Genomic DNA, 22,428 nt, shown 5'->3' on the forward strand with positions numbered 1-22,428 from the left:
CTGAAAGCACTATTCGCTAAGGGATCGATAGACGATATTTCGACGTCAAGCGGGTGGAACGTCGCTCTGTGGCGCGGGTATGAAGATGCCGGATTGGTGACTGCAGCGATTCGTCACCCGCACCTCACAGGCTTCAACGCGTGACTTGTCGGTACGCAGTACCCAGCCGTGGGCGGCGAAGTTGTAACTGAGCGCAGTTGTCCCATCGAAAATCCACTCGGCGTTCCTGACCTTGACCACATTGGCAGCCAATGAGGCGAGCGCTGCTGGTAGCGGTTTCGCAGCATCGGGTGCTTCGAAGAAGCGTGCATCCAGGCCATCCGGGTAGACCCGATCGAACACCAGATCGACCGTATGCACTACGCCGTTCGCAGTGATGACGCGGATCTGATCGATCAGGTCTTCGCTTTCATACACTGGTAGATGAATGGTGCAGGTGCCGATGGATAACCGGTTGTCGGTGAGTCCGATATCGACCGTACCAAGCTTTGTGGCGTCGAGTTCCCACGTGGAGGAATTCGCTAGCCGCACGCTCGCTTCGGCGAGTGCACCGGGTGTCGAAAGTTTAAGGGTCGTGTCGGCAACGAGATGAATCAGGTACGTCGAGCCTTCACCGATGAGGCTTTCCATGGCGGTTTGCACGGTCAGGGCAGTGAGCGTGGCACAGGAGTGTCGATTGCCCATTTCGTGCGCCTGGTTTTCCGGCAATGCATAACTGTAACGCCGTGAGCGAAAAGCCAGGGGCAGGGTCATCGGAGTAATCCACTCCCTTGCCACCGCGTAATCGGAAAACGCCGGCAGGGCATCGGTTTCATCCGTGAGGCCGGCATTCAGGGCAACACCGTCCTTGAAAATCAGCACATAGCGAAAAAACGGCCGGCCCGCCATGGTGCGCAGAATTTTAGTCAGATTGTCATGGTCATCTTCATTACGAGCGGCGGCGAAATAATTCAACTTGATACGTTTATCGCCGAAGTGATAAACGAGATGGCAACCTGCAGTCAGCCGATAGGATTCATGTTTGACGGCAAAGAAATGCGCCTCGGCTTTTGTCAGCTCATCGCTGTTGTAGTCCAGATGGATTTTACTGACTATTCCAGGACGAAGTACCGAGTAGAAGGTGGTCATGTTATTAGCGCGCGGCAGGTAGTAACTCGCTTCCTGCTGATGTCTGATCCAGCATTCATCTGCGTAAACGATGATGGGTCTTTGCGGCTGGCCGAGCTTGATAATGGTTTCGGAAAAATCGGCGGTCTTTTCCTCGGTGACTTTCTCTGGCAGATCAAGTGTGAACTGGTAACCGTCGCGGGTGATGAATGTCAGGTTTTTATTGATCAGTTTCCGTTCATCCGCGTCTTCTTCGTAAACGTCATGGATGGTCAGGATATTCTTCGGGATGTCATCGAATTCGAATCCGGAAGTGATGATCAAGTGGTTACCTGCAATTTGCCAGGAATCAATCAGCTCTTTCTTCCAGTTCAATACGATGTAACTCGGCTGTTTGCCATCTTCGAAGATCGAGAAGCGCCCCGCCACGTGAGCGATGAAGTACTGGTCGGCGCCGGCATCGCCGCAGGCCTGAGCGTCCTTGTGCGACAGGTAAATCTGGTCGTCCCCGGCGCCGGCGTTGATGACGTCGCTGCCGCGCGCCTTGATGATGTTGGGTTGTGCTGTGCCGGTCACGATGCTCGCCGCGCTGTCGACGGTTTCAACGTTTTCGATGCTGTCTATCAAGCTGTGCAGGACATATTGCTTGCCCTGTTCGGCAGATGGATCGGTTGAGATGATCTGCAGCGTACCGGCCAGCAAGTCGACGTCATAACCGGTTTTCGCTGTGCGGAAACTCGAATAATGGCCGCCGAGGACCAGTGTGTCGTTGCCATCCGCGCCTCGAAGTGTCGAATAGTGCGTGGCATCCGTGCCTTGTTTGAGAAAGTCCGCCGCATTGTCGAACACGAATTGATCGTCTTTCTCGCCGCCAGCCAGGTTCTTTTTTCCCGACTTGTAATGAAAGACATTCGGTTTCTTTTCGACCCCCTTGATCGAGTCGTCGCCTTCGGTCAGCAGCCAGAGAACGCTCTTGTTCTCCGCTGCAGTGCCCAGGTGCGCACCGGGCGTGTCCTTCGTTACCCCTGCGCGCGCATCGATGGTGTCGTCAGTGCCTACTATTTCCGGGACATGTACCGATTCCCAGGCATCCTGTTTGGTCCACCAGTTCCGCTTCCAGACCTGGGTCGGCCTCAGGCGCACCTCGAACTGACCGTTGACGATGGCTTCGGTGGTGTCCTTGAGAGGGCCATCGAGCAGTTGCCTTGCTGTCGCCTTCAACTTGGCGGAGTGCTGCAGCAAGGTCTTGGCCTTGACGTAGCGATCTTGAATGTTCTGATCGATATCCAGCATGCAGAACGCAAACCATCCGGTGCGCCACCGCTCATCGAGGGTGAGCTCGATGTAGTCATCAATGTCGTCGACGATGCGCACCGCACCATAAACCTGCGAGCCGATAGCGAGAATCGCCCCGGCAGCCAGCCCGACCGGGCCGGCGAACGAAAATCCGGCCATCGCCGCAGTCCCAAGGATCACGGTCATGGCCGCGCTGGTAATGCTCAGGCCGGCGCTGACATAGTGATCCATCGCCTCCTTGCCCGTCGCATTCTCGGCGGCATTCATGGATCGCACCGCGGTGTAGATATCGAATGGCAACGTCAAAGCGCCACCGATCAGGCCGCCCGAACGTCCCAGCCTGACCGCCATTCGCGTCCTGGCGAAGTCGCGGTAGGCGTGCTGCCCGGCGGTGAGCATCTGCGTGGCAATTTTACTGACGGTAACGTCGACAGCGATCGAACCCAGTTCGGATGCGATTCCCACGCTGTTTATCGCGATTTCCGTGGTGTTGTCGGCCTTGATCGCATCGACGACTCCGCGCAGGCCCATGAAAATCCCGAAGCCCTGAATGCCGACACTGGAGCCGAGTGCTGCGTAGCTTTTGGTCAATGTTTTCCAGCGCGGATGGTGCTTGGGCAGATGCACATGCTGCAGGTCGAGTGCCTGCGCGGCGTTGGCAAGTTTCAGGAGTTTGCGGCGGTAGTTACCCGGACCACCTTCGTCGGTGATGGCTTCGCTGAACAGTGCCGGCGCGGTCAGAGGACGGTGACTGGCCATTTCAAACAGCAGGTTCGGCAACAAGTAAGTATCACTGCCAGTGGCGGTCTTCATCGCGTGTTCGACTTTGTTCAGGTCGAATTGCAGGGCATTGATAAAAGAGCGTTTAAGTACTCGACTGAAAGTACTGCGACCATTTAAAGGTTTGCCATCGACCGTCGCGCCCAAGCGGTCCAGCGCTACTCGTGTTATTGATATGTCGCCAATCTGCAAAGGTCCGAATATGTTGTCTGCGAACTTCAACTGGTTCGGCTTGGATGAATCTTCAGGTGCGTCAATGGTTGCAGGCTTGCGCTCGTTGCTCTCGAAACGCATATCCGTGACAACAACCGTGTCGGTAACTTTGTGGTTGTTCGGGGCAATTGCCGGATCGGTTTGAATTGATGCTTCATGTATCAAAGTGGCCATGAGAACTTCCTTGTTCAGGCTGTCGTTATCGAATTGCGGCGGATATTAAGGTGCTCTTTTCAGCGCTGTACATAAGGCGGTTGTTGCCATGTATTGCCTGTCAATGATTACAGGCGTGGTGCGCGGTGATTAATTGAAAACAGCACCCTCCCGATTTGAATCCGTTCAGTCGGGAGGGTGGGCCATACGATGTCTTAATGGCTGCTGAGCAATGATGTCGCGCCGGCACCGCCAAACAATCCGGCACTGATTCGGTTGAACCAGCTCTGCCCCTTGCCACTGCGCAGATAACGCGCTGCGCCATGGGCGCCCAGGCCGTAAGCCAGTTTGCAGCACAGATCGAGTACTACCCAGGTCGCGATCATGATCAGCAATTGCGGCAGGAACGCTTGGTTCGCGCTGAGGAACTGCGGCAGAAACGCGGCGAAGAAGAGGATGTCTTTCGGATTGCTCGCGCCCAGTACAAAAGCGCGCCCGAATAGCGTGCGAAAGCGTGGCACCGGTGCGGCTTGGGGCACCTCGGCTGCCACTGAAGGCTCACGCGATTGCTGCCAGCTCTGCCAGGCAAGATAGAACAAATACAATGCGCCAACGATTTTCAATGCGCTGAACAGTTGCTCCGAGGCCAGCAACAAAGCGCCAAGCCCCAGTGCCGAAGCGCTGAGCAGGCAGATAGAGGCAATCACCCCGCCGAGAAACGCCGGGTACGAGCGGCGCAGACCGTAATTCAGACTGTTGCTGATCATCAGCAGCGACAGCGGCCCCGGGATCAGGATTACCACCAGTGCAGCACCACTGAACAGCAGCCAGGTTTCCAGACTCATCGTTTAGCTCCTTTGTTGTTATCGATATGTGCAAAAGCCCCACCGGTGAGGGTGAGGCTGGTTTGAAGCGTGAACCGCGCAGCGCTTACAGGAAGATGAACTTGGCGATGAAGATCGCGCAGAGCACCCACAGGCTGACGGAGATTTCCTTGTACTTGCCGGTGCCGGCCTTCAGCGCCACATAAGTGATGAAGCCCAGCGCGATGCCGTCGGCCACCGAGAAGGTCAGCGGCATCATGATCGCTGTGACGATCGCCGGAATGGCATCGGTCGCTTCGTCCCATTCGATGTGGGCCATGCCGCCCATCATCAGCATCGCCACGTAGATCAAGGCACCCGCCGTCGCATAAGCGGGAATCATGCCAGCCAGCGGGGCGAAGAACATGGCCGCTATAAATAGCACACCGACTGTGACGGCGGTAAGACCAGTCCGACCACCAGCAGCCACGCCAGCGGCACTTTCCACGTAACTTGTCACGGGCGGCACGCCGACCACGGCGCCGAATACGCTGGATGCGCTGTCAGCCTTCATCGCTCGGGAAAGGTTCTCGATACGACCGTCAGCGGCGACGAGGTTGGCCCGCTGAGCCACGCCCATCAGCGTGCCGGCGGTGTCGAACATGTGCACGAAGAGAAAGGCCAGCACGACGCTGATCATGCTGACGTTGAACACGCCGGCGACGTTCATTGCCATCCAGGTCGGCGCCAGGCTCGGCGGCGCGGACATGATGCCCTCGTAGTGCACCAAGCCCAGACCCCAACCGGCGAGTGTGACGGTGATGATGCTGATCAGGATTGCACCGAACACGCGGTGGTAACTGAGGATCGCGATCATCAGAAAGCAGATCGCGGCGAGCAGCGGGCCGGGTTCACGCAGCGAGCCGAGCTTGATCAGCGTTGCCGGGCTGTCGACGACGATACCGGCAGTCTTCAGACCGATCAGGCCGAGGAACAGACCGACACCGGCGCCCATCGCAAACCGCAAACTGACCGGAATACTGTTGAGCAGCCACTCGCGAATCCGCGAAAAGGTCAGGAACATGAACAGCACGCCCGAGACGAACACCGCGCCCAGCGCCGTTTCCCAGTTGTAACCCATGGTGCCGACCACGGTGTAGGTGAAGAACGCGTTGAGGCCCATGCCCGGCGCCAGGCCGACCGGCCAGTTGGCATAAAGGCCCATCAACAGGCAGCCGAGTGCGGCAGCGATACAGGTGGCGACGAAGGCCGCACCGTGATCGATGCCGGCATCGGCCATGATGTTCGGGTTGACGAAGATGATGTAAGCCATGGTGATGAAGGTTGTCAGACCGGCAATCAGCTCGGTCTTCACCGTGGTGCCATGCAAGCTGAGTTTGAACAGACGCTCCAGCAGGCCATTGCGTAATGGCGGCGTGAGCTCGAGCGGCGGTGCTTCGGATTTGCGGCTTTCCACAGCGAGTACTCCTCAAGAGTTTTATTGTTATTTCCAGGGCCGGACCCATGAGGGGTGGCAGCGGCCCTTTGAGGCATACGCGAATTTGTTGACCGTGTAGTCAGGAACTCGCACGCAGTGGATTATGCTTTTGTGTACAAATAAAGCAAATATTGTTTTGGGTTTTGTCGACGATTTTTTTGCCGATAGGGATATATGGCTATCAAGCCATTCGCTAGCAGGCTCGCTCCCACCTTTGTATTGCGTTCACATGTGGGAGCGAGCCTGCTAGCGAAAGCGCCTGTTGATTCACTCAAGAGTTTCCAGACTGCCACCCAACGCCAGATTCACCGCCAACCAGCCTTTCACCGCCGCTTCGCCAGCCTCGGCAAACACCCGTTCCAGCAATTTCACCTGTTCCCGGCGCAGTGCCTGCTCGAACTTCGCACCTTCCGCCGTCAGCTCCAGTAGCCGCTTACGCTTGTCCGTCTGTGAAGCGACACTGTCGACCAGATGCATTTCCTGCAACTGGCGCAGCGGCATGTTCAATGCCTGTTTGCTCACGCCGAGTAAAGCCAACAACTCCTTCACGCTCAGGTTCGGATAGCGCGCGATGAAAAACACAATGCGCTGATGCACCCGTGAGAGGCCGCGGCGCTCGAGCATTTCATCAGCCTTGGCCGTGAACGCCTGGTAGCCGAAGAAAAACGCTTCCATGGCCTGTTGCTGACTGGTGGGATTTTTAAGGTCAAACATATTGACGTACTCGCTCACGCTGTCGTAATTTCAGTCAAGCAGTTTGACTCATTTTCCGCATGCCTTGCTACGGTGACCTCAATGGCTTTTTCCGAACGTGTCTCACGCCTCAAAAGTTCCTTGATCCGAGAAATCCTTGCGGCGGCCCAGCGTCCGGAGGTGATGTCGTTCGCTGGCGGTTTACCCGCTGAAGCGATGCTGCCGAAAGTGGACTGGGCCGAGATGCCCATAGCGCTGGGCCAGTACGGTATGAGCGAAGGCGAGCCGGCATTGCGCGAGGCGTTGGCGGCAGAGGCGAGGGCGCTGGGCCTTGAATGCCAGGCGAGTCAGGTGCTGGTGGTCAGCGGCTCCCAGCAAACCCTCGATCTGGCAGCCAAGCTTTATATCGACAAAGGCACGGAAATTCTGCTGGAGGCGCCGACGTATCTGGCCGCGTTGCAGATCTTCCAGCTGTTCGGCGCTGATTGCCTGACCGTGCCGCAAGAACCCGACGGCCCGAACCTGGCGCAACTGCGCAGTCGTCTCGAGCGGCATCGTCCAGCATTCATTTACCTGATCCCGACCTTCCAGAATCCATCCGCCGTGCGCTACAGCGAGGCCAAGCGCGCCGCGGTTGCCGCATTGCTTGATGAATTCGGCGTCACTCTCATCGAGGACGAGCCGTATCGCGACTTGACCTTCGACGGTGGCAGCGCAACACCAATTGCCGCCCGCCTGAAAAAAGCCAGTTGGATCTACACCGGTACCGTGTCGAAAACCTTGCTCCCAGGCTTGCGTGTCGGTTACCTGATTGCCAGTGCGGATCTTTTTCCGCACCTGCTCAAGCTCAAGCAATCGGCTGATCTGCACACCAATCGCATCGGTCAGTGGCAGGCGCTGCAATGGATCGGCTCCGAGAAGTATCAGCAGCATTTAAGCGAATTGCGTGATTTCTATCGGCAGCGGCGTGATGCGTTCCAGTTGGCGCTGGAACAACATTTTGCCGACCTGGCTGACTGGAACATGCCCCAGGGCGGGCTGTTTTTCTGGCTGACACTGAAGCAACCGCTGGATACGCGGACATTGCTCGACGAGGCCTTGGCTAACGACGTGGCGTTCATGCCCGGTGAGCCATTCTTTCCCGAGCCGGACAAACATCATGGGCATCTGCGCCTGAATTTCAGCCACATCAATCCGGCTCGGCTGGATGAAGGGTTGAAGCGATTGGCGGCGGTGGTGCGGCGGGCGCAGATTGAGAGGGCGGCGTGAATATAAATGAAACGGCACAAGGACCGGTTTTTTGTCTGAGATTATGGGGGCCTGTAATGGCCTCATCGCGAGCAAGCTCACTCCAACAGTTGGAATGCGTCCCACTGTAGTAGTGAGCCTGCTCGCGATAGCGCTTACGGCATTCCCCGGAAATGTCAGACAGCAGCAAACCGCTTATCCAGATAATCAATGATCACCTTGGATTCATACATCCAGGTGGTCTGCCCATTCTCTTCGATACGCAGGCAAGGCACTTTGATTTTGCCGCCCTGTTCGAGCAGCGTCTGGCGATCCTGCTGGTTGTTCTTCGCGTCTCTCAACGCTACCGGCACGTTCAAGCGATGCAGGGCGCGGCGGGTTTTCACGCAGAACGGGCAGGCGTGGAATTGATAAAGTGTCAGATCTTTCGCGGCGGCGTCGACTTGCGCCTGAGCAGCGGCGGGGCGTTTCTTCTTGGCCGGCCGAGTGATGAAATCGATGAAGACAACCAGTTGGCCGAGGCCGACACGAAGCGCTTTGACGAACACGTTGAAAGCCTCACGGTGCAAATGAAGAAAGGCGCGCAGCTTACCCGATTTTTCACGGGCGAAAAAAAACCGGCGATCAACGCCGGCTCTTTTCTGTTGCGAATTACTTGATGAGGCTGAGGAATTCGCTACGGGTTGCTGCGTTTTCGCGGAACTCACCGAGCATCACCGAGGTGATCATCGAGGAATTCTGCTTTTCGACGCCGCGCATCATCATGCACATGTGCTTGGCTTCGATCACTACAGCGACGCCCAGCGCGCCGGTGACTTGCATCACCGCATCGGCGATCTGCCGGCTGAGGTTTTCCTGAATCTGCAGGCGACGGGCGTACATATCGACGATCCGCGCCACTTTCGACAGGCCCAGCACTTTGCCGCTCGGAATGTAGGCGACATGCGCCTTGCCGATGAACGGCAGCAGGTGATGTTCGCACAACGAATACAGCTCGATGTCCTTGACCAGCACCATTTCGCTGTTGTCGGAGCTGAACAGGGCACCGTTGGTGACCTCTTCGAGCGTCTGTGCATAACCGCGGCAGAGGTACTGCATGGCTTTGGCGGCACGCTTTGGCGTGTCGAGCAGGCCCTCGCGGGACACGTCCTCGCCCAATTGGCCGAGAATCGCGGTGTAATTCTGTTCCAGGGACATGAAACTACCTGTGGGGATTTTCGCAAAGGGCAAGGGTACGGTGGCGGACACAACCCTGCAAGTTCGGTGTGACGGCTTTATTCGTCGCGACCTTCCATCATCGTCCGTTTAAGCATCACATAAACGGCGCCGGCGCCGCCGTGGCGGGCCTGGCAGGAGCAGAAGCCGAGGACTTGGGCGTGCTGGCGCAGCCAGGTGTTGACGTGGCTTTTGATCATCGGCCGCTTGCCATCCAGGCGCACCGCCTTGCCGTGAGTCACGCGTACGCAGCGGATTTCGAATCTGGTGGCTTCGGCGAGAAACGCCCAAAGCGTTTCCCGGGCCTTTTCCACGCTCATGCCGTGCAGGTCGAGGCTGCCTTCGAACGGGATTTGCCCGACCTTGAGCTTGCGCATCTGGCTTTCCTGCACGCCATCGCGGGACCACATCAGCTCGTCTTCCGGGCCGACGTCGATCACGAACTGGTCGGACAAGCCGTCAATGATAGTGGTGTCGCTGCGCACGGTGGCGGACTGACGCAGCTTGGCGATCTGCGCGCGGTCAGCCTTGGGTTTGCCGGTGTCGGCGCGGTCGTGCTTGATCGGCTTGACGCCCTGGATCGCACTTTTGAACAGAGAAAAATCGTCGTCTTGCATGTCAGCCTCCGCGAAGGGCGGCCAGTTTACCCAAGTCGACACGAAACGGCCCGGCAAAAAGCCAGGCCGTCGGTCAGTCGTGTTTTTTCATCAGGTGCGGGGACATGTTCAGTTCCCGCGATTGCCGTGCGCGACGGCGGCAGCGGCGCCACAGGGCAACGCCGAAGTACAGGAACAGCAAACCGACCGCGAGCATGATTGCCGAGCCCAGCGGTGATGCGTTCAGGTCACCCAGCGCCGGCGGGCGCCCGAGCAGGCTGGCTGCGCCGGCCATCGCCAGCAGCACGCCGAACGTCGCCAGAATCGCCGAGATCGCCGCGCCAAATCGAAAACGCCAGTTGCTTTGGCCCTTGGGCCGCAAACGGCGTGCGTCAAATCCATCGGATAACTTCATTCCGACCTTCCTCAATGGTATCGGCCCTTCGACCGGGAGTTGACCGGGTTGTTCCTGAGGCTATGGCATTTGCGGCAAATCAGCGGATATAGCGGATGAGCGGCGCCAACGCACCGCCCACAAGGGCAGGATCAGATCAGCTCCTGGGTCTTGGCCAGCGTGGCAAAGTTGTCGGCCATGATCGCCATTTCCGCTTCCTGGACGCGTTCAGCACTGAGCACGCCGCCCTTGAACGGCAGATCGCGGGTCGCGCAGGCATCTTCGACCAGGGTGCAGCGGAAACCGAGGTTCTTCGCCGCGCGCACCGTGGTGCTGACGCTGGAGTGACTCATGAAACCGCAAACGATCAGGTCGAGCGAACCGAGGTTCTGCAGACGCTCGAGCAATTCGGTGCCATGGAACGCGCTCGGCAGCAGTTTGCCGATAATGGTTTCATCGCCCTGCGGTTCCAGGCCGGGGATGAATTCGCCACGTTCGCCCTGCGGGTCGAACAGGCCACCAACGGTGCCGAGATGACGCACGTGCACGATCGGCCGACCGGCGGCACGGGCTGCGGCAACCACTTGTTTGATGTTCGCGACGGCCGCGTCCATGCCGCTCAGGGCCAGCGGGCCACTGAGGTATTCCTTCTGGGCATCGATGATGACCACGGTGGCATGGCTCAGTGTGGCCGCTGCGTAACCGCGGCCGCTGAGTTGAAACATCGTTTTTGGAACGGACATTCTGGGGCTCCTCGGGGTGGGGCTTTTGCGACATTGTCCTCTGGCTGAGCGGTTCTGTGAATCGCTACCATCGTAGGCACCGTCGTTCTTGGCCTGCAGCCTTGTCAAGTTACACGTTCCGTTCAATGCCTGATGCAAAAAAAAGAAATCTCCTACCGTCGCCGCACGGTTTTTCCTGCGTCGTCGTCGGGCGTTTTGGCTGCTAGAATCGCCAGTCGTTTTTTCTGGAGCTCTACGCCGTGATCACTTCCCGACTTCGTACCCTGCGCGACCACATCCGTTGGGCCGTCAGCCGCTTCCATGGGGAGGATCTGTTTTTCGGCCATGGCACCGACAACGCCTGGGACGAGGCGCGCCAACTGGTACTGGGCGCCTTGCACCTGCCGTGGGAAATCGCCGACAGCTACCTCGATTGCGCACTGGAAGATGACGAACTGGTCAGCCTGCAACGGCTGCTCAAGCGTCGCATCGAAGAACGCATCCCAACCGCCTATCTGCTCGGCGAAGCATGGTTCTGCGGCATGTCGTTCATCGTCGACCAGCGCGTGCTGATCCCGCGTTCGCCGATCGGTGAGCTGATCGAAAACCGCTTTGCGCCGTGGATCGGCGACGAGCCGGCGCGGATTCTCGATCTGTGCACTGGCTCCGGCTGCATCGGCATCGCCTGCGCCTACGAATTCCAGAACGCCGAAGTGGTGCTCGCGGATCTGTCATTCGAAGCGCTGGAAGTGGCCAATCAGAACATCGAGCGCCATGGCGTCGATGAGCGCGTCTACACAGTGCAGGGCGATGGTTTCGATGGTCTGCCGGGGCAGCGCTTCGATCTGATCGTGTCGAACCCGCCCTACGTCGACGCTGAAGATTTCGCCGACATGCCGGACGAATACCAGCACGAGCCGGAACTCGGTCTGGCCTGCGGCGATGATGGTCTGAATCTGGTCCGGCGCATGCTCGCCGAAGCGGCGGATCATCTGACCGAGAAGGGTTTGTTGATTGTCGAAGTGGGCAACAGCCAAGTGCACGTCGAAGCGTTGTACCCGGAAGTCGATTTTGCCTGGCTGGAATTCCAGCGCGGCGGGCATGGCGTGTTCATGCTGACAGCGGAGCAGTGCCGCGCGCATCAGGCACTTTTCGCAGCTCGCGTCTGACCGGTTAAAAGCTTCGCGAGCAGGCTCGCTCCCACAGGGTAATGCATTCCAGGGTGGGAGCGAGCCTGCTCGCGAATAGCCGCGCCGCGGTCTCAAGCCATCAGCGGTGCGTCGCAATCCAGATCAACAACCCCGCCTGAAACACCGCAAACGCCACCAGACAGGTAATGGTGAAACGCAGTCCGGCGTCCTCACGCTTGAACTTGCTGACTTTCTCTTCCTGCTTCTTCAGCTTCACTTCCTGTTCGGCCAGATTCTGTTCGGCTTGCTGCAACATCTGCGCGGCCTCAAGAATCTCGACGATCTGCAGCTTTTCGCTGTTCCAGTCACCCAGCAGATCGCCGACCTGCACAGCCTTGATGCTGCCTTTCAAATGCTGGGCATCGGCATAGGCTACGTCGAAGCCGTGCACGCGCAGAAAATGATCACGCCGCAAACGAGTGTCTTCGTTGAGCGCGTCCTTGTTGTTCAGGTCCATGCCGTCGACGGTGTAACCGGGCCAGCGCTTTTTCGCCCAGTTGATGCCTTGCGCGGCCATGAAGCGGCCGATGCCGCGGTTCAGCGGCTCGATTTGCAAGCCGCTGTCGGGACCGAAGCTCACCCGTTTGGTCGCGTGGTCGACCCACACATCAAGATGATTCTGCTCTTTGCGCACGCGCTGGTTTGGCAGCTTGATCGCCATGCGCATCAGGCTGCGCTCTTTGCTGTTGCGCTCGGCGTAACCGAATTCGACGAAGCGCAACGGCCGGCCACCGGTATTGCGATCGGTCTGCAGCGGCGCGAGGCGGAGCATCTTGTGGTGCTCGGCCTGCACGTCCGCCCACGGCAGTTCGACCGCTGGCGGAGCGTCTTTTTCGGCGGTGGTGTCGGGTGAAGTCTGGGTGTCAGTCATAACGGCGAGATCCTGTCCAAGCCCTGCTTGCCGCCAGACGTTGCGCTGGCGACAAAGGCTTATCGGCCGTTTTCTGCCGGACTGGAGGGCAAACAGCAGTTAACTCGCGCGAATTCCGTCAATAAATTCGATGACGGCGGCGCCCAGTTCGGCGGCCAGTGGCAAATTCGGGTCCTTGTAGGAGGCCAATTGCCGCTTCATATCGTTGTGCACGATGCGCAGCACATGATTCATGCCTTCGATCACCGTCAATTGCGCGTCCGGTTTTGCCGTCTTGAGCAGCTTCGCGTCTTCGGTGCCGACCTGAATGTCGTTGCTGCCCTGGACGATCAGCGCCGGCATTTTCAGCTGTGCAAAGGCTTGCGCCGGGTCCTGGCGGAACAGCGAAATCAGGTACGGCTGGACGCTCGGGCGAAAAATCACCTGCAACGGTTGCGGCACATTGTCATCGGTGTGTCCGGCCTTGAGGCTGTCGAGCAGTTCGTTGCTGCGCAGCATCAGCGGCGGCGGCAGGCTGCGGGCCAATTGCTCGCGGATCACCTGATCGACCGGCCGTGCGCTGCCGGACAGCGAGATCACCGCCGCTGCGTCCAGCTTCGGCGCGGCGAGGCTGGCAATCAGTGCGCCTTCACTGTGGCCGAGCAGAATCAGTTTGCCGAAGCGCGGATCAGCCTTGAGCTTCTGCCCCCACGCCACCGCGTCCGCCGCATAGCCTTCCACTGACAGATTACGTTCATCGGGAGCCGCCGCCAGGCTCGCCGCGACGCCGCGCTTGTCGTAGCGCACGCTGGCGATGTTGTGTTTGGCCAGCACCCAGGCCAGACGCTTGAGGCTGTCATTGCGCCCGCCGTCCGGGTTGTTTCCGTCGCGATCTGTAGGACCCGAGCCAGAAATGATCAGAACAATCGGCACCGGGCTGTCGGACTTGGGCAGCAACAGCGAACCGAAAAGTTCGCCGCTGCCGGTGTCCAGAGTGACCGGGCGTTGTAGGACTGTCGCTTGGGCAAAGCCGGTGAAGAGGGTAAGACTCAAGATAAGAACTCGCAGCATCATCACGCCATCATTGGTCAAGGTGCCGGTTGGACTCGCCAGCACCACTAAGGTTCGAGGATGAACTACTCGGTTAGCCTGCGTATACTGGCGCGCATCAAGAATTCGGGTTTGATTTCACGGAGCGTCCTGCATGTCCGGCAATACCTACGGCAAGTTGTTCACTGTCACCACCGCTGGCGAAAGCCATGGTCCGGCGTTGGTCGCCATTGTCGACGGCTGCCCGCCGGGCCTGGAGATTTCCCTGGAAGATCTGCAGCGCGACCTCGATCGCCGCAAACCGGGCACCAGCCGCCACACCACCCAGCGTCAGGAAGCCGATGAAGTCGAAATCCTCTCCGGCGTGTTCGAGGGCCGCACCACCGGTTGCGCGATCGGCCTGCTGATTCGCAACACCGATCAGAAGTCCAAGGACTACTCGGCGATCAAGGACCTGTTCCGCCCGGCCCACGCCGACTACACCTACCACCACAAATATGGCGAGCGCGATTATCGCGGCGGCGGCCGCAGTTCGGCCCGGGAAACCGCGATGCGTGTGGCGGCCGGGGCGATCGCCAAGAAGTATCTGGCCAGTCAGGGCATCGTCATACGCGGTTACATGAGCCAGCTCGGTCCGATCGAGATTCCGTTCAAGACCTGGGATTCGGTAGAGGAGAACGCCTTCTTCAGTCCCGATCCAGACAAGGTGCCGGAGCTGGAAGCCTATATGGACCAATTGCGCCGCGATCAGGACTCGGTGGGGGCGAAGATCACCGTGGTCGCCGAAGGGGTGATGCCGGGTCTCGGCGAGCCGATTTTCGACCGCCTCGACGCCGAGCTTGCCCACGCGCTGATGAGCATCAACGCGGTCAAGGGCGTGGAGATCGGCGCCGGTTTCGCCTGTGTCGCCCAGCGCGGCACCGAACACCGCGATGAACTGACGCCGGAAGGTTTCCTCAGCAACAACGCTGGCGGCATCCTCGGCGGTATCTCGTCCGGTCAGCCGATCGTTGCGCATCTGGCGTTGAAACCGACCTCGAGCATTACCACGCCGGGGCGTTCGATCGATGTGAACGGCAACCCGGTCGATGTGATCACCAAGGGCCGTCACGACCCGTGCGTAGGCATCCGCGCGACACCGATTGCCGAGGCGATGATGGCCATCGTGCTGATGGATCACCTGTTGCGCCACCGCGGGCAGAACGCCGATGTGCGGGTGAGCACGCCGGTGCTGGGCCAGCTCTGATGGCTGCGCTCGAAGCCGTCGCGGCATAACCGGCGTGGCGGCGCTCCCGTACTGGCGGCTGTCCAGTTTCTATCTGTTCTATTTCGCCTTGCTCGGTTCGACGGCGCCGTTTCTGGCGCTGTACTTCGATCACCTCGGCTTCAGCGCCGCGCGGATCGGCGAGCTGGTGGCGATTCCGATGCTGATGCGCTGCGTGGCGCCGAACATCTGGGGCTGGCTCGGCGATTACACCGGCAGACGCCTGGCCATCGTGCGCTTTGGCGCGGTCTGCACGTTGCTGACCTTTTCGCTGATCTTCGTCAGCCAGACCTATGCCTGGCTGGCGATAGTCATGGCTCTGCATGCGTTTTTCTGGCACGCGGTGCTGCCGCAGTTCGAAGTCATCACCCTCGCGCATCTGCAGGGTCAGACCTCGCGCTACAGTCAAATTCGCCTGTGGGGCTCGATCGGCTTCATCATCACCGTCGTGGTCTTGGGGCGGTTGTTCGAATGGCTGAGCCTGGACATCTATCCGGCGGCACTGGTGCTGATCATGGCCGGCATTGTTCTGAGCAGTCTGTGGGTGCCGAACGCGCAACCCGCACAGGGCAATCGGCCGGCGGGTGAGGGCTTTCTCAGGCAATTGCGCCATCCTGGCGTGTTGGCATTTTATGCTTGTGTGGCGCTGATGCAGGTCAGCCACGGACCGTATTACACCTTTCTGACTTTGCACCTCGAGCGCCTCGGTTACAGTCGTGGCGTCATCGGCATGCTTTGGGCTGTTGGCGTCGTCGCGGAAGTACTGATGTTCATGGCCATGAGTCGCATTCTGGCGCGGTTTTCCCTGCGCCGGGTGCTGCTGGCGAGTTTCCTGCTGGCGGCGTTGCGCTGGGTGCTACTCGGGTCGTTCGCTGAATTTCTCTGGGTGCTGTTGTTCGCCCAAGTGCTGCACGCAGCGACTTTTGGCAGCTTTCATGCGGCTGCCATCGCTTTCGTGCAACGTAGTTTCGGCGCCCGCCAGCAAGGTCAGGGCCAAGCGCTGTATGCGGCACTGGCCGGTACCGGCGGGGCGCTCGGCGCGCTGTATTCCGGCTACAGCTGGAATGCCCTCGGCCCGACATTGACCTTTAGTATTGCCAGTCTCGCAGCGCTCGCCGCTGCCGTTATCATTGCCACCCGTATGCAAGAGGACAGGCCATGAGCCTTAGCCGTGAACAGCTCGCCCAACAGATCGTCGACGCCGGGCGTTTTCTATATGGCCGCGGCTGGTCGCCAGCCACCAGCAGCAACTATTCGACACGCCTGTCGCCAAGCGAAGCGTTGCTGACCGTGTCGGGCAAACACAAAGGCCAGTTGAGCGTGGATGACGTGCTCGCCACCGATTTGTCCGGCAACAGCCTGGAGCCGGGCAAGAAACCCTCCGCCGAAACCTTGCTGCACACCCAGCTCTACAGTTGGCGTGCGGAGATCGGCGCGGTGCTGCACACCCATTCGGTGAATGCCACGGTGCTGTCGCGCCTGACCCCGGAAGCCTTCATCGAGTTTGAAGACTACGAACTGCAAAAAGCTTTCAGCGGCATTTCCACCCACGAATCACGGGTGCGTGTGCCGATTTTCGACAATGATCAGGACATTGCGCGCCTCGCCGCCAAGGTGCAGCCTTGGCTCGACGCCCATCCCGACTGCGTTGGTTATCTGATTCGCGGGCATGGCCTCTACACGTGGGGCGCGCAGATGAGCGACGCACTACGGCAGATCGAGGCTTTCGAATTCCTGTTTGAATGCGAGTTGAAAACCCGCAGCGTCATGAACCGCCAAGGCTGAGTTCACCAGAAACAGCCCGTTTGCCTGATGACATGCTGCGCCCGACCGGTCTTGAAGAGCCGGACGGCGCCGCCGCTACCGAGGAATTGCCCATGAGCAGCCTGTCCGTTTATCACGTTTCCAGCCCTGAGATTCCCAACAAGGTGCTGACCCATTTCGAAGACATTGCTTCGACGCTGGCCGAGCAGGGCGTGCGTTTCGACCGCTGGCAAGCCGCCGCGAAGATCCAGCCCGGCGCCAGTCAGGAAGAAGTCATCAGCGCTTATAAAGAGCAGATCGACAAGCTGATGACCGAGCGCGGTTACATCACCGTTGATGTGATCAGTCTCAACAGTGATCACCCGCAAAAAGCCGAACTGCGCGCCAAGTTCCTTGAAGAACACCGCCATGGCGAAGACGAAGTGCGATTTTTCGTCGCAGGTCGCGGCTTGTTTACCCTGCACATCGACGATTACGTCTATGCCGTGCTGTGCGAGAAGAACGACCTGATCTCGGTTCCGGCGGGCACCAGGCACTGGTTCGACATGGGCGAGCATCCACATTTCGTGGCGATCCGTCTGTTCAACAACCCGGAAGGCTGGGTTGCCAACTTCACCGGCGAAGACATCGCTGGCCGCTTCCCGCGTCTGGAGGACTGAAACCGTGTCGATCAAAGCCATCCTCACCGACATCGAAGGCACCACCAGCGCGGTGAGTTTCGTCTTCGATGTGCTGTTTCCCTACGCCGCCAGACACTTGCCGGATTTCGTGCGCCAGAACGCTTCCCGCACCGACGTCGCTGAGCAACTCGACGCCGTACGCCGCGACAGCAATGAGGCGCACGCCGACGTTGAACGCGTCGTTGAAATCCTCTTGAGCTGGATCGCCGAAGACCGCAAGGCCACGCCGCTCAAGGCATTGCAAGGCATGGTCTGGGAACAGGGCTATCAGGCCGGGCAACTGAAAGGTCACGTTTATCCGGACGCAGTCGAAGCGCTGCAACGTTGGCATGCGGCCGGGTATCAGCTGTTTGTTTACTCGTCCGGCTCGATCCAGGCACAGAAGCTGATCTTCGGTTGTTCGGAGGCGGGCGATCTGACGCCGCTGTTCAGCGGCTATTTCGATACCACATCAGGGCCCAAGCGTGAGGCGCAGTCCTATCGCAATATTCAGCAGGCGGTGGGTGTTGAAGCAGATGAAATCCTGTTTCTGTCGGACATCGTCGAAGAGCTCGATGCTGCGCAGTCAGCCGGCCTGAAGACCTGCGGCCTGGCGCGTGAAGGCGGGGAGTTGCCGGGGCACGTCACGGTGGACAGCTTTACCGGAATCGAACCGGAAGCATTCTGACCCTACAGTGGAAATTGTAGGAGCGAGCCTGCTCGCGAAAGCGATGTGTCAGTGAAGTAATCTGTATCTGACAACACCGCATTCGCGAGCAGGCTCGCTCCCACAGTAGATATGTCGCAGACATAAACAAACAGGCCGTGAAGCGCATGCTCCACGGCCTGTTTTTGTTTAAAACAACTTACAGCGAGTGATACGTCGGCAGGGCAAAACGCTGCTGGCTCTGCAGCATTGCGATTTGCGGCAACTCGCTGGCTTGTTCGGCCAGGTCACGGCGGATCGCGCTGATCGCCCAGGACAGTTGGTCACCGGCGTGCAGTTGCTGATACGAGAGTGCGCGTTTGAAGACTTTGCCGTCGCTGCTACGCAGAGTGAGCAGGATGCCACCGTCAGGACGTGGGGCAGTGCTGACTTCGTAGTTGGAGAACAGCGATGTAAATTTTTCTTGAATCAGGCTCATGTCATCAGCTCCGTATGTACTTGAATGGCAAGCATGCGGAGGTAGTTGCAGCGTTTGTGCCAGTATTGATGCGAATAAAATCCCTTTAAAATCAACATGTTAAAAGCATTGCATTTTGCAGGTGTCGTGCAATCTGCATGAATGGCCATCGTGCATCCTGCATTTTGCGTGATTTTTCTCTGTGCTACGGAACCAAACGTCCGTACCAGAATCGACGCCCACCTCGTCGGTGCGACGGGATACAAATCATTGCAAAAACCGCGTGTACAGCCCCGCGAGCGCTGACGTACTTTCCTTCTCGACCCTCGACATAAACGCGTCGGTTGCAGCCATACCCGATAACAAGAACAGCGATCCGCACGCCCGGGTCGAACGGGGAGCTTTCATGCGTCACGCACCGAGCGACACGATTACCTGGAGCATGATGCTCCGCAAACTGCCGATGATCGCCAAAGCCATCCCACGGGTGGTCAAAGGCATGAAGGTGGCCAACGTCACGGATCCGACCCAAGCGTGTGGCCTCGGCTGGACCTTCGAGCAAGCGGCGCTGCGCAATCCGGACGGCGTGGCGTTGATGCAGGATGAGGTTGCGCTGACCTACACGCAGGTCAACCAGTGGGCCAATCGCATCGCGCATTATCTGAGCGAGCAGGGCATCGGCAAGGGTGATGTGGTCGCGGTGTTCATCGAGAACCGTGCGGAATTGCTGGTGACCATTCTCGCGCTGGCCAAGCTCGGTGCGGTCAGTGCGCTGCTCAATACCTCGCTGATACGCGACACGCTTATCCACAGCATCAACCTGGTCGCACCCGTGGCCATCGTGGTCGGCGAAGAGTTGACGGCGGCCTATGCCGGCGTGCGTGATCAAGTTTCTATCGCTGCACCGCGCACATGGTTTGTCGCCGATCACGACACTTACAGCCATCCGGGCATCGCGCCCGACGGTTACGTCAATCTGATCAGCGCCAGTGCCGACGCCAGCAGCGATAACCCGCCGAGCAGCGCGCAGATTTTCTTAGACGATCCTTGTTTCTATATCTACACCTCCGGCACCACCGGCCTGCCCAAGGCCGGGGTGTTCAAGCACGGCCGCTGGATGCGCAGCTCGGCGAGCTTCGGCATGATCGCCCTCGATATGCGCCCGGACGACGTCGTCTATTGCACCTTGCCGCTGTATCACGCCACCGGCCTGTGCGTGTGCTGGGGATCGGCGATCAACGGCGCTTCGGGTTTTGCCATCCGGCGCAGATTCAGCGCCAGTCAGTTCTGGAATGATGTGCGTCGCTATCGCGCGACCACTATCGGTTATGTCGGCGAGTTGTGCCGCTATCTGGTCGAGCAACCGGCCAGCGCCGATGACAGCTGCCACGACGTACGCAAGATGATCGGCAATGGCTTGCGTCCCGGTGCCTGGGCCGAGTTCAAGACGCGTTTTGCCGTCGAGCACATCTGTGAGCTGTACGCGGCGAGCGACGGCAATATCGGTTTCAGCAATATCCTCAATTTCGACAACACCGTCGGTTTTTCGCTGATGGACTGGGAACTGGTTGCCTACGATCACGACAGTGGCGAGCCGTTGCGCGGCGATGACGGTTTCATGCGCAAGGTCGGCAAGGGCGAGCAGGGCCTGCTGCTGGCTCGGATCGACGACAAGGCGCCGCTGGACGGTTACACCGATCCGCAGAAAACCGCCCGCGTCGTACTGCACGATGTGTTCAACAAGGGCGATCGTTTTTTCAACACCGGCGACCTGCTGCGCAACATCGGTTTCGGTCACGCGCAGTTCGTTGATCGCCTCGGCGATACCTATCGCTGGAAGGGTGAAAACGTGTCGACCACCGAAGTCGAGAACCTGTTGCTGCAGCATCCGTTGATTTCTGAAGCGGTGGCGTATGGCGTAGAAATTCCCAATACCAACGGACGTGCGGGGATGGCTGCAATCACGCCCGCCGAATCCTTGGCCACGCTGGATTTCGCCGAATTGCTGAGTTTCGCCCGGCAGCGTATGCCGGCCTACGCCGTGCCGTTGTTCCTGCGGGTGAAGGTGAAAATGGAGACCACCGGAACCTTCAAATACCAGAAGACCCGCCTGAAAAAGGAAGGCTTCGACCCCGGTCTTACGGGCGATGACCCGATCTTCGCCTGGCTGCCGGGCAGCGCAACCTATGTGCATGTCAGTGAGGAAATCCTCGCTGAAATTCAACAGGGCAAACATCGGTATTGAGTGTGGCTATCGGGCCGCTCGGAAAAAACCGAGTGACAGCCACCGTCGCGCTCGGGAAACTGTCGGCTTTCCGATAGACCGAAATGGAGTGCCACATGTCTGACCAAAGCCGCCAGATGACCCCTGAGGAAGCTGCCGAATTCACCGAGCAGGTTTTCAACAAGGCGCGCGACGGTGATGCCGAGATGCTCGATCGCCTGGTGACTGCCGGGCTGCCAGTGAACCTGAAAAACAGCAAGGGCGACACGCTGCTGATGCTCGCCAGCTACTACGGCCATGTTGATGCGGTGAAGGTCCTGCTTAAACACAAAGCCGATCCGGAAATGCGCAATGGCAACGGCCAGAGCCCGATTGCCGGCGCTGCGTTCAAAGGCGATCTGGCGGTGGTCAGAGCGCTGGTCGAGGCGGGCGCCGAAATCGAAGGCTCGTCGTTCGACGGCCGCACGGCATTGATGATGGCGGCGATGTTCAACCGCGTTGAAATCGTCGATTACCTGATCGGCAAGGGTGCCGACCCGAAAGCCAAGGACGCCAATGGCGTCACCGCGCTGGATGCGGCCCGGACCATGGGCGCAGTCGATACCACCGCGCAGTTGGAAAAGTTGTTGGCTTCATAAACGTCAAAAGATCGCAGCCGGTCCGCAGTCACGCGCAGAATCTGTGGGAGCTGCCGAAGGCTGCGATCTTTTGCTTTTCTGCGCTATTCTTCGCGCCCGCAAAATCTGCCTCCATCACAGGATCCGCCTCATGAAAGCCGCACTCGTCGAACTCATCAGCAAAATCAGCTCCGGCTGCATGGGCGAGGACGAGATCCTGAAAGTGGCCGACGAAGCCGCGCAGGCCTACGCCGATGCCGATGCTTTTCTGACAGCCAACCCGGACATCAACTACGACGACACTTTCCCGATTCCGCTGGGTGAGTGGGTGGTGGTCGGCAGCCTGCCGGAAACCGTATTGTTCCAGGCCGACACCTACGTCGATCTGTTCGCACAAATCGTTGCCTCGTTCGGTCCGGGTGTGGATTTCAACCTCAAGCCCAAGCAACTGGCGAAGACCGAAGCGCTGACCGCACTCAACCGCATTCAGGTGCAGATGAGCAGCCTGAACAAGGAAAACGGCGGCTACACGCTGATGAACTTCAGCCAGTTGCTCGACGATGAACTGCAAATGGTCCTGGTCTACGGCAACGATGTGCCTCGCGTGCTCGAGTTGTGCGCCGGGATTGGCATCGTCGCTGCGCCGGCACTGGAGGCCTTGAAGGTCGCCGTTCACGTCTGAACGCAATAAAAGGGAACCCTGCGCGCGACCGTCTATCCTAAAAGTGCATGCCACTATTCTGGAGCGACACCATGGGTTCCACGTTCAATGGTCTGATTGGCCTGATCATCCTTGCCCTCGACATCTGGGCAATCATCAACGTGCTGAAAAGCGGCGCCTCCACCGGGATGAAAATCGTCTGGGTGTTGCTGATCATCCTCCTGCCGGTGCTGGGCCTGATCATCTGGGCGATTGCCGGGCCACGGGGCAACGTCCGGATCTGAGCTGATTTTCGATCACACTGTCA

Annotated in this window: 23 protein-coding genes; 11 read left to right on the forward strand and 12 right to left on the reverse strand. The window is 59.0% G+C overall.

Annotated elements, in window-relative coordinates; all coding sequences use genetic code 11:
- Window positions 1–45 precede the first annotated feature (45 nt).
- From LIS66_RS27705 to LIS66_RS08345, 4 genes are all read right to left on the reverse strand, one after another.
- The gene (locus LIS66_RS27705) at window positions 46–3,570 is read right to left on the reverse strand and encodes a calcium-binding protein (RefSeq protein ID WP_265583217.1); all 3,525 of its coding nucleotides are present in this window, start codon (window positions 3,568–3,570) and stop codon (window positions 46–48) included.
- A gap of 194 nt (window positions 3,571–3,764) precedes the next feature.
- Window positions 3,765–4,394: a LysE family translocator gene (locus LIS66_RS08335; protein WP_227973973.1), complete on the reverse strand. Its 630-nt coding sequence runs from the start codon at window positions 4,392–4,394 to the stop codon at window positions 3,765–3,767.
- Window positions 4,395–4,479: 85 nt separating this feature from the next.
- Window positions 4,480–5,829 (reverse strand): NCS2 family permease, encoded by a 1,350-nt coding sequence (locus tag LIS66_RS08340; protein ID WP_024012217.1) that lies wholly within the window; start codon window positions 5,827–5,829, stop codon window positions 4,480–4,482.
- 288 nt (window positions 5,830–6,117) lie between these two features.
- Window positions 6,118–6,564 (reverse strand): MarR family winged helix-turn-helix transcriptional regulator, encoded by a 447-nt coding sequence (locus tag LIS66_RS08345; protein WP_042608500.1) that lies wholly within the window; start codon window positions 6,562–6,564, stop codon window positions 6,118–6,120.
- 81 nt (window positions 6,565–6,645) lie between these two features.
- Between LIS66_RS08345 and LIS66_RS08350 the strand changes: the two genes are divergently transcribed.
- Window positions 6,646–7,812, forward strand: coding sequence for a PLP-dependent aminotransferase family protein (locus tag LIS66_RS08350; protein WP_227973974.1), 1,167 nt, complete (start codon window positions 6,646–6,648; stop codon window positions 7,810–7,812).
- Window positions 7,813–7,967: 155 nt separating this feature from the next.
- Here the strand turns inward: LIS66_RS08350 and LIS66_RS08355 are convergent, their stop codons facing one another.
- From LIS66_RS08355 to LIS66_RS08375, 5 genes are all read right to left on the reverse strand, one after another.
- Window positions 7,968–8,339 (reverse strand): glutathione S-transferase N-terminal domain-containing protein, encoded by a 372-nt coding sequence (locus LIS66_RS08355; protein WP_227973975.1) that lies wholly within the window; start codon window positions 8,337–8,339, stop codon window positions 7,968–7,970.
- Between the two features lie 103 nt (window positions 8,340–8,442).
- Window positions 8,443–8,988 (reverse strand): GTP cyclohydrolase I FolE, encoded by a 546-nt coding sequence (gene folE / locus LIS66_RS08360; RefSeq protein WP_016773769.1) that lies wholly within the window; start codon window positions 8,986–8,988, stop codon window positions 8,443–8,445.
- Between the two features lie 77 nt (window positions 8,989–9,065).
- Window positions 9,066–9,623, reverse strand: coding sequence for a Smr/MutS family protein (locus LIS66_RS08365; RefSeq protein WP_042608498.1), 558 nt, complete (start codon window positions 9,621–9,623; stop codon window positions 9,066–9,068).
- Window positions 9,624–9,696: 73 nt separating this feature from the next.
- Window positions 9,697–10,017 carry a hypothetical protein gene (locus LIS66_RS08370; protein ID WP_016773771.1) on the reverse strand — a complete coding sequence of 107 codons (321 nt, stop codon included), beginning with the start codon at window positions 10,015–10,017 and terminating at the stop codon, window positions 9,697–9,699.
- 131 nt (window positions 10,018–10,148) lie between these two features.
- Window positions 10,149–10,739: a cysteine hydrolase family protein gene (locus LIS66_RS08375; RefSeq protein ID WP_042608497.1), complete on the reverse strand. Its 591-nt coding sequence runs from the start codon at window positions 10,737–10,739 to the stop codon at window positions 10,149–10,151.
- Window positions 10,740–10,978: 239 nt separating this feature from the next.
- Between LIS66_RS08375 and prmB the strand changes: the two genes are divergently transcribed.
- On the forward strand, window positions 10,979–11,887 hold the full coding sequence (gene prmB, locus LIS66_RS08380; protein WP_042608496.1) for a 50S ribosomal protein L3 N(5)-glutamine methyltransferase: 909 nt from the start codon (window positions 10,979–10,981) through the stop codon (window positions 11,885–11,887).
- A gap of 100 nt (window positions 11,888–11,987) precedes the next feature.
- On the opposite strand, the gene LIS66_RS08385 is transcribed toward prmB, so the two are convergent.
- Window positions 11,988–12,779: a hypothetical protein gene (locus LIS66_RS08385; protein ID WP_042608495.1), complete on the reverse strand. Its 792-nt coding sequence runs from the start codon at window positions 12,777–12,779 to the stop codon at window positions 11,988–11,990.
- Window positions 12,780–12,878: 99 nt separating this feature from the next.
- The gene (locus LIS66_RS08390) at window positions 12,879–13,832 is read right to left on the reverse strand and encodes an alpha/beta hydrolase (protein WP_042608535.1); all 954 of its coding nucleotides are present in this window, start codon (window positions 13,830–13,832) and stop codon (window positions 12,879–12,881) included.
- Between the two features lie 130 nt (window positions 13,833–13,962).
- Here LIS66_RS08390 and aroC point away from each other — a divergent pair, with 130 nt between their 5' ends.
- The 5 genes from aroC (at window position 13,963) to mtnC (ending at window position 18,183) form a co-directional block, all read left to right on the forward strand.
- Window positions 13,963–15,054, forward strand: a complete 1,092-nt coding sequence (aroC, locus tag LIS66_RS08395) for a chorismate synthase (protein WP_042608494.1) — start codon at window positions 13,963–13,965, stop codon at window positions 15,052–15,054.
- A 34-nt stretch (window positions 15,055–15,088) separates the two neighbouring features.
- Complete coding sequence (locus tag LIS66_RS08400) at window positions 15,089–16,234, forward strand: MFS transporter (protein ID WP_227973976.1); 1,146 nt, start codon at window positions 15,089–15,091, stop codon at window positions 16,232–16,234.
- On the forward strand, window positions 16,231–16,857 hold the full coding sequence (locus tag LIS66_RS08405; protein WP_064364610.1) for a methylthioribulose 1-phosphate dehydratase: 627 nt from the start codon (window positions 16,231–16,233) through the stop codon (window positions 16,855–16,857). Before LIS66_RS08400 ends, LIS66_RS08405 begins: the two co-directional genes overlap by 4 nt.
- Before the next feature lie 92 nt (window positions 16,858–16,949).
- Window positions 16,950–17,495, forward strand: coding sequence for a 1,2-dihydroxy-3-keto-5-methylthiopentene dioxygenase (locus tag LIS66_RS08410; protein ID WP_064364629.1), 546 nt, complete (start codon window positions 16,950–16,952; stop codon window positions 17,493–17,495).
- A gap of 4 nt (window positions 17,496–17,499) precedes the next feature.
- The gene (mtnC, locus tag LIS66_RS08415; protein WP_065615166.1) at window positions 17,500–18,183 is read left to right on the forward strand and encodes an acireductone synthase; all 684 of its coding nucleotides are present in this window, start codon (window positions 17,500–17,502) and stop codon (window positions 18,181–18,183) included.
- Between the two features lie 178 nt (window positions 18,184–18,361).
- Here the strand turns inward: mtnC and LIS66_RS08420 are convergent, their stop codons facing one another.
- Window positions 18,362–18,640 (reverse strand): DUF3509 domain-containing protein, encoded by a 279-nt coding sequence (locus tag LIS66_RS08420; protein ID WP_016773780.1) that lies wholly within the window; start codon window positions 18,638–18,640, stop codon window positions 18,362–18,364.
- A gap of 385 nt (window positions 18,641–19,025) precedes the next feature.
- On the opposite strand from LIS66_RS08420, the gene LIS66_RS08425 reads away from it, so the two are divergent.
- The 4 genes from LIS66_RS08425 to LIS66_RS08440 all read left to right on the forward strand — a co-directional run bounded on the left by LIS66_RS08425 (window position 19,026) and on the right by LIS66_RS08440 (window position 22,405).
- Window positions 19,026–20,864, forward strand: coding sequence for a long-chain-acyl-CoA synthetase (locus tag LIS66_RS08425; protein ID WP_227973977.1), 1,839 nt, complete (start codon window positions 19,026–19,028; stop codon window positions 20,862–20,864).
- 95 nt (window positions 20,865–20,959) lie between these two features.
- A complete protein-coding gene (locus LIS66_RS08430) occupies window positions 20,960–21,481 on the forward strand; it encodes an ankyrin repeat domain-containing protein (protein WP_042608489.1) in 522 nt (173 codons plus the stop codon).
- A gap of 130 nt (window positions 21,482–21,611) precedes the next feature.
- Complete coding sequence (locus LIS66_RS08435; RefSeq protein ID WP_042608488.1) at window positions 21,612–22,142, forward strand: hypothetical protein; 531 nt, start codon at window positions 21,612–21,614, stop codon at window positions 22,140–22,142.
- A gap of 71 nt (window positions 22,143–22,213) precedes the next feature.
- Complete coding sequence (locus LIS66_RS08440) at window positions 22,214–22,405, forward strand: PLDc N-terminal domain-containing protein (RefSeq protein WP_016773784.1); 192 nt, start codon at window positions 22,214–22,216, stop codon at window positions 22,403–22,405.
- Window positions 22,406–22,428 lie beyond the last annotated feature (23 nt).

The organism is Pseudomonas sp. HN2 (assembly GCF_020736465.1).
GTDB classification, from domain to species: Bacteria; Pseudomonadota; Gammaproteobacteria; order Pseudomonadales; family Pseudomonadaceae; genus Aquipseudomonas; species Aquipseudomonas moraviensis_A.

Coding starts and splice junctions, on each gene's coding strand:
- LIS66_RS27705 (WP_265583217.1), bottom strand. CDS start 3,570: ATGGCCACTTTGATACATGAAGCATCAATTCAAACCGATCCGGCAATT.
- LIS66_RS08335 (WP_227973973.1), bottom strand. CDS start 4,394: ATGAGTCTGGAAACCTGGCTGCTGTTCAGTGGTGCTGCACTGGTGGTA.
- LIS66_RS08345 (WP_042608500.1), bottom strand. CDS start 6,564: ATGTTTGACCTTAAAAATCCCACCAGTCAGCAACAGGCCATGGAAGCG.
- LIS66_RS08350 (WP_227973974.1), top strand. CDS start 6,646: ATGGCTTTTTCCGAACGTGTCTCACGCCTCAAAAGTTCCTTGATCCGA.
- folE (WP_016773769.1), bottom strand. CDS start 8,988: ATGTCCCTGGAACAGAATTACACCGCGATTCTCGGCCAATTGGGCGAG.
- LIS66_RS08365 (WP_042608498.1), bottom strand. CDS start 9,623: ATGCAAGACGACGATTTTTCTCTGTTCAAAAGTGCGATCCAGGGCGTC.
- LIS66_RS08370 (WP_016773771.1), bottom strand. CDS start 10,017: ATGAAGTTATCCGATGGATTTGACGCACGCCGTTTGCGGCCCAAGGGC.
- LIS66_RS08375 (WP_042608497.1), bottom strand. CDS start 10,739: ATGTCCGTTCCAAAAACGATGTTTCAACTCAGCGGCCGCGGTTACGCA.
- LIS66_RS08385 (WP_042608495.1), bottom strand. CDS start 12,779: ATGACTGACACCCAGACTTCACCCGACACCACCGCCGAAAAAGACGCT.
- LIS66_RS08390 (WP_042608535.1), bottom strand. CDS start 13,832: ATGATGCTGCGAGTTCTTATCTTGAGTCTTACCCTCTTCACCGGCTTT.
- aroC (WP_042608494.1), top strand. CDS start 13,963: ATGTCCGGCAATACCTACGGCAAGTTGTTCACTGTCACCACCGCTGGC.
- LIS66_RS08405 (WP_064364610.1), top strand. CDS start 16,231: ATGAGCCTTAGCCGTGAACAGCTCGCCCAACAGATCGTCGACGCCGGG.
- LIS66_RS08410 (WP_064364629.1), top strand. CDS start 16,950: ATGAGCAGCCTGTCCGTTTATCACGTTTCCAGCCCTGAGATTCCCAAC.
- LIS66_RS08420 (WP_016773780.1), bottom strand. CDS start 18,640: ATGAGCCTGATTCAAGAAAAATTTACATCGCTGTTCTCCAACTACGAA.
- LIS66_RS08425 (WP_227973977.1), top strand. CDS start 19,026: ATGCGTCACGCACCGAGCGACACGATTACCTGGAGCATGATGCTCCGC.
- LIS66_RS08430 (WP_042608489.1), top strand. CDS start 20,960: ATGTCTGACCAAAGCCGCCAGATGACCCCTGAGGAAGCTGCCGAATTC.
- LIS66_RS08435 (WP_042608488.1), top strand. CDS start 21,612: ATGAAAGCCGCACTCGTCGAACTCATCAGCAAAATCAGCTCCGGCTGC.
- LIS66_RS08440 (WP_016773784.1), top strand. CDS start 22,214: ATGGGTTCCACGTTCAATGGTCTGATTGGCCTGATCATCCTTGCCCTC.